A 6,465-nucleotide genomic window follows, 5' to 3' on the forward strand; every position below is an offset into this window, starting at 1 on the left:
TACCCTCTCTAAAAGAGATATTCATGCTGCACACTTATCTCTATCCAAAAGATGGGGATACTATGAGTTTCTTCATGACAAAGACCCGATACTACCGAACGGCTGTCCTTACAATACGACTTGTCTAAGAGTTATCAACTAGTTGAAGGAAAATGAGTACAATGCCTTTCAAAAACATATACTGAGGCTCGATTTTGCGAACGCTTAGATGAGAAAAAGAAAATCAATATGGGGTACTTTCCTACAAACGGAGAGTGCAAAAGCGCCGCATCGTGATCCCCAATCGGGAAGTACCAGACGATCCTGCAAATTTAACGTGACGGGTAAAAAAAGGATGTGGACTCCCGTTCCGAATGTGTGGACTATTGTTCGGCTTTTGCCGAAAGGCGGAAGTCGGTAGGGGACTGGTCGTATTTTTCCCGGAAAACGCGACTGAAGTACTTCGGGTCGCTGAAGCCCACGGCGTAAGCCACTTCGGCAATGGTCAGGTCACTGTTGGCCAGCAGGTCTTCCGATGTGCGGAGCCTGAGCAGGCGGAGGTAGGTGGTAATGGGCATCCCCGTGAGGGCGACTAGTTTCAGGTGGAGCGTCGTTCGGCTCATATTCATCAGTTGACAAATGTCCTCGACGGACAGCTCCGAATTATCCAGTTGCCTTTCGATGCCCTCCCGTAGTTTTTGCAGGAATAGGTTTTCGAGGGGTTGGCCCGCCGATTCGGTGGCCGGTGGGGTCGGTGCGGTTCCGAGCACCAACTGGGTGTAGTGGCGCTGTAACTTTTGCCGGGCCTGGAGCAGGTTGGCCAGCACCACCAGCAGTTCCTCCCGCTGGAAGGGCTTCACCAGATAGGCATCCGCTCCGTACCGCAGCCCCGTCAGCCGGTCGTTCAAGGCAGCTCGGGCCGTGAGTAGCACGATGGGGATATGGCTGGTGCGCTCGTCCTGTTTCAAGGTGTCGCACAGGGCGTACCCGTCTTTCAAGGGCATCATCACGTCACTAAGGATCAGATCCGGCGTTTCCACCAGGGCTACATCGATGCCCTCCTGCCCGTTTTCGGCCCGCGTCACTTGGTAGGCAGTTCCGACGCAGCTATAAATGTACGCGGCCACGTCGTCGTTGTCTTCCACCAGCAGCAGCGTGGGCATGTCTCCGGTCGAAGCCTGCTCTGCCCATACAGGCCGCCCGGCCTGAACCAGGGTAGTCCTAAGTATCCCGACTTCGGCAGGATCAGCCTGTTGGGTGAAGGGCAGACTAACCACAAACTCAGTTCCCCGCTTGGGCCGGTTTCGTACCGCCAGCCCGCCTTCCATAAGCATCACCAATTCCCGCACCAGCGACAAACCAATACCGGTCCCCCCCTTTGTGCTATGATCGACCTGATAAAACCGATCGAATATTTTGGTCAGGCTGGCGGGCTCGATACCGGAACCCGTATCGCTGATGGAGATCTGAATCCAGGAATTGGCCATTGGATCAGTGGGGGTTAGGCTCTCATAGAAGCCCTGTGGCGTTAGGGGTTGCCAGTCCTCTCGCAGCGTTATTTGACAATATACATGACCACCGCTGGGGGTGAACTTCAGGGCATTGGCTAACAAGTTAGCGATGATATCCTGGAGTTTATCGCGGTCAAAATCAGCTTCGCACCGTTCCTGCTCCAGCAAAAGATGCAGCGTAATGCCCTGGCTTCTGGCCAGCGAATCGAACGATTCGCCCACATAGCGAATAAAACCAACCAGATCAGCCCGGACGAGTGTCACCTGCATTTCCCCCATCTCCAGCTTAGTGAGGTCCAAAATCTGGTTGACCAGCCGCAACAGACTGGCGCCGTTGCGTTCAATCAGGCGGGCTGATTGCTCCACGGCCTGGGCGGGCTGATCCGAAGCCTTTTTAAGGTCGGAGGCCAGACCCAGAATAACCGTGAGCGGGGTTCGAAACTCGTGGGAGATGTTAGCGAAAAAACGGGTTTTGAGTTCATCCAAATGACGCAGGTTGGCCGCTTCCCGTTGTTCGCGTTCCAATTGCTGCCGCAGTTGTCGCCGACGGACATACATCCGAACCAAATAATACCCCAATCCACTTATTATCAGGGTAAAAAAAAGAAGAAAGGGTATCGTTTTCCAGAACGGCGGCACCACTACCACCGTCATCGTCGACGTTTCTGAACTCCAGGTGTCGTTGGGAAGACCTCTGTTAACGAGCAGGGTGTACCGGCCCGCCGACAACTGGTAGCTGGTAGCTCCTATGGAGCTTTCGGTCATCTTCCACCGCTGTTCGTATCCTTCCATCCGCCATCGGTTGTTGATCACCTGGTGGGCGGCTACCGGGGTGAAGCGCACACTGAACTGGTCGTTTTCCGAGACGGTGAGCGTAGGGTGACCCAGCGAATCGTACGTTAAGTTTCGGGTGGCGGTGGCGTTGTTTTCCAACCGCGTTCCGTTCACGTCTACGCTCAGGATAATCAACGAGGACACCACCCTAGCTCCATTTAAATCGTATTCGTAGAGTTTCCCGTTTGAACTGACCCACAGCCGATTTGTCGGGCTGACATATATCCCTCCGACGTATTCGGTAGGTTCGGCCAGGGCTACCCGCTGGGTGGCATTTTGCGACGTGTAACGGAAAGTGGCCGTTCCCGAGGTAAAGTATAAATTATCCTTTTGGTCGGGAAACATCATAGCAATGCGAGAATGCAACAGGGGGTTGACCGCCGGCACCGTATTGAGCACCAGCCGCCGAACTGTTTCGGTAGCGGGCCAAAGTACATTGGCTTTGTTGACCATCCCTATCAGGACACTGCCATCGTTCCTGGCCTGTACGCCATAAGTGGAGTCGGTGCTCAGCGAGTTGTTATCATTAGGAATAGGATGGTAGTTGCGGAGTTGGGTAGTTTGCGGGTTATAGACAAACAGCCCATGGGCGGTGGTGGTGAAATAAATGATGCCCTGCTTATCTTGTGCTATGCCCCGGACATCCAGCGGGCGATCAACCGCGTGCGTAACGGCCCCGGTTTTTGGGTTGAATTTTAGCAAACCGTGTTGCCTAAGCCCTATCCATAGATTTCCCTCCGCGTCGGCAAAAAGGTAATTACTCCCGTATTTGGCTAAATAGTCGCGAACAAGCCGGATCGTATCGGGTAAACGGACGATACTCTGCCGGGCCACATCGATGTAAGAAAGCGAGTTGCCCCTCCCCATTTTTAGCCACATTCGCCCGTTGGAAACCGGGGTGATTTGGTAGTAATAATCGCCTTTTGTAAGGACTGGGTCGTGTAATACCCGAAACTTCTGTCCATCGAAGCGGGCCACCCCATCCTCGGAGACTAACCACAGCCCCCCTTGCCCGTCGGCCTGCATCCCGCTCACGTTCAGGTTGACACCGGGTATATCGCTGAACTGGCGGATCAATTTCGGTACTACCTGCTGCCCGTATCCTGCTTGCAGGCTTGTGATCGCAATCACACAGGACACCAAAATACGGTAGTTAGCCGTCATATAGTGGGGATATAATGAACTGGCAAATATACAGTGATTCGTCAATTTCCCAGTTACTAAAAAGGCCCGTTAATTTTGGTGCTCCGACCGCCCAACATTAACAACGCCCCTGCACGAACCAGCCCTGCTGGCTGTAGTAGCCAGCGCTCCCGACATAACCGAGTGCCACGGTCAATTTATTTCTCCGCTACACCTGAGACATCTTGACTTATGGCCAACTGCAACCATACCGCTCTACACCACCTCATGTGCTCTTTAATTCAAAGCTCCCGAATCCAAACATTACGGAACCCCGTCGTGTTGCCGTGGTCTTGCAGCATGAGTGGTCCGCGACCATGTGGCTTTACGGTCGGGCGGCCGATGTAGTCGGTGTGGCCCTGGATGGCAGTGTGGTTTTGGATCAAGACACCGTTGTGGAATACCGTAATGTAAGGCGGGATGAGCATCATGCCGTCTTTGTTGAAGCGAGGAGCGGTGTAGGCCACGTCGTAGGTTTGCCACTCACCAGGCTTTTTGGCGGCATTGACCAGCGGCATGGTCTGCTTATAAATACTACCCGCCTGACCGTTGGAGTAGGTGCGGTTGTCGTAGCTGTCGAGTACCTGCAACTCGTAGAGTCCCTGCATAAACACGCCGCTGTTGCCGCGTCCCTGGCTATTGCCTTTTACCTCAGCGGGTGATCGCCACTCGATATGCAATTGGAAATCCCCAAAATCGCGCTTAGTTTGGATGCCGCCTTTGCCGGGAGCGGTTATAATGGCATTTTCGGCTACATTCCAGCCCGCCCTGCCGCCTTTGACCGACTCCCACTCGTCCAGATTGCGGCCATCGAACAGCACGATCGCGTCCGACGGGGCCGTGAAGCCCGAAACCGCCGTCGAAGGCGCACCAGGCGTAACGAGGCGCGGCTCCGGACTCCACACTTCGCTGGATTCGGGCGTCATTTTCTTAGGTTGTAACTGGGCCTGCACCGTAAAAGTAGCCGTAAGGGCGAGGACGGGGATGAATAATTTCTTCATAAATATTTTTAAAAATTGAGAGGTAAAATGACGTTTTGGACAACAACACGGGTAAGAAAGCGATTAAAATACTAATTCTAACCGCTGAAAATGGCATTTTCCCGACTAGAAATCGTAATTTTCGGCTTTGAAAACCATCCACCTGTACTTTAATCATTTATGATTACTCGCATAGTAACACATTTCAAACGACTGGTTCCCGGACTGCTCGTCGCGGTCGGTCTTCCGGCGTTGGCTCAAACTCCGATTCCGCTCAATGATCTTTCGGCATTCACCAACAAGGCGGGCAACTGGAGCATCGTCGGTGACGCTTCGGTGGATATTTCCCAGCCCAATGTCTTGAACACTAAGCCCGGTAAGGGCATTTTGGCTTGTATTCACAAGCAGGGTACTTACGGCCCGGACTATGAGTTGATAAGCAAATTTGAACACGGCGACCTGGACATCGAGATGGATTACATGATGGCTAAGGGTTCCAACTCGGGTGTGTATTTGCAGGGCAACTACGAAGTGCAACTTTTCGATAGCTGGGGCAAAAAATCGGTCAATTACAGCGACAATGGTGGGATTTATCACCGCTGGGACGACACCCAACCCAAGGGCCAGGAAGGCTACGAGGGTACTTCGCCCCGCCTGAACGTATCGAAGGCTCCCGGCCTGTGGCAGCACATCGCGATTTCTTACCAGGCCCCACGCTTCGATAAGTCGGGTAAGAAAATAGCGAACGCCGTATTCCTTAAAGTGGAACTGAACGGCATCACCATCCACGAAAACATAGAGGTGAGCGGCCCGACGCGCGGCGCGATGGGCAAGGACGTGGCTATCGGCCCGCTTCGCATTCAGGGCGACCACGGCTCGCTGGCGATTAAGAATATCGTCATCAGTAATTTTGACAAAAAGCCAGGTACTTTATCAAATCTGCAATACAAAACCTACTATGGCAACTACTCGCAAGACCTCGACCCCGCCACGCTTAAAGTCGATGGCTCTGGTAAAGCCGAGGCCCTGACCTGGGACGTGCTGAAAGACAAAAACAACTATGTGCTGACCTACACGGGTACTTACAATGCTCCCACGACGGGCGATTATACCTTCCGCCTACAGGCTTCGGGCAACAGCAAACTCAAAATCGACGGCAAGGAGGTACTTGGCGACGGCTGGAAGGCCGCCAACGATTTTCGAACTGGTACTACTAAACTCAGCGCGGGCGACCATAAAGTAGAACTCTACGTCAACAAGCGCGATGGCTGGCTGCAACCCGTGTTAGGGATGTGGGTAGCCGGACCAGGCTTCCGCGAGGTGGCTTACCACAACCTCGGCTCCACGCTGGGTGGAAGCCCCCCCGATCCAATTCTGGTGAACGCTAACAACAACACCGTCCTGCGTAGTTTTATGGATATTCAGCCCGCCCCTGATAAAAGGGAAAGGGTAGTTCATGCCGTGTCGGTAGGTAGCCCATCGGGAATGCACTATTCCTACGACATGGACAAAGGCGCTCTGTTCCAGGTGTGGCGCGGGGATTTCCTGGACGCCACGCCGATGTGGAACAACCGCGGCGATGGCTCCTCTCGTCCGCGCGGCAGCGTAACACTGCTGGGCGATGCACCGCTGCTGGCCAGAACTTCGGGCAATTGGCCGACCGACACCACGGGTAGCCAGTACCGACCCAAAGGTTACGAGCTGGACGCCAACGACGTACCGACTTTCCGCTACCAGGCCTTCGGCACGACGGTAAGCGACCGCACCGCCATCGTGGACGACGGCAAGAAATTCGAGCGGGAAATCAAGCTGGAAAAGCCCGTCAGCGGCCTGATGGCCCGACTAGCCGAAGGAAAATCCATTGAGAAAGTCTCGGACGGCCTCTACGCCGTGGACAACAAAAACTACTACATCCAACTCCCCGGCAACAGCGCCAACCCCGAAATCAAAAAATCGGGCAGCGGCCAGTCGCTCGTCAT

The 6,465-nt window shown here is 54.0% G+C and carries 3 protein-coding genes; 1 reads left to right on the forward strand and 2 read right to left on the reverse strand.

The window, feature by feature from the left end; genetic code table 11:
* Window positions 1-362 precede the first annotated feature (362 nt).
* Both ACEW8P_RS07235 and ACEW8P_RS07240 read right to left on the reverse strand, forming a co-directional pair.
* On the reverse strand, window positions 363-3,488 hold the full coding sequence (locus ACEW8P_RS07235) for an ATP-binding protein (protein WP_373512421.1): 3,126 nt from the start codon (window positions 3,486-3,488) through the stop codon (window positions 363-365).
* Window positions 3,489-3,748: 260 nt separating this feature from the next.
* Entirely contained in the window at window positions 3,749-4,507 is a 759-nt protein-coding gene (locus ACEW8P_RS07240) for a DUF1080 domain-containing protein (RefSeq protein WP_373512422.1), read from the reverse strand.
* 159 nt (window positions 4,508-4,666) lie between these two features.
* Here ACEW8P_RS07240 and ACEW8P_RS07245 point away from each other — a divergent pair.
* Window positions 4,667-6,465: family 16 glycoside hydrolase (locus ACEW8P_RS07245; RefSeq protein WP_373512423.1), on the forward strand; the 1,799-nt coding region annotated here is incomplete at its 3' end.

Source organism: Persicitalea sp., from assembly GCF_041751555.1.
GTDB lineage: Bacteria > Bacteroidota > Bacteroidia > Cytophagales > Spirosomataceae > Persicitalea.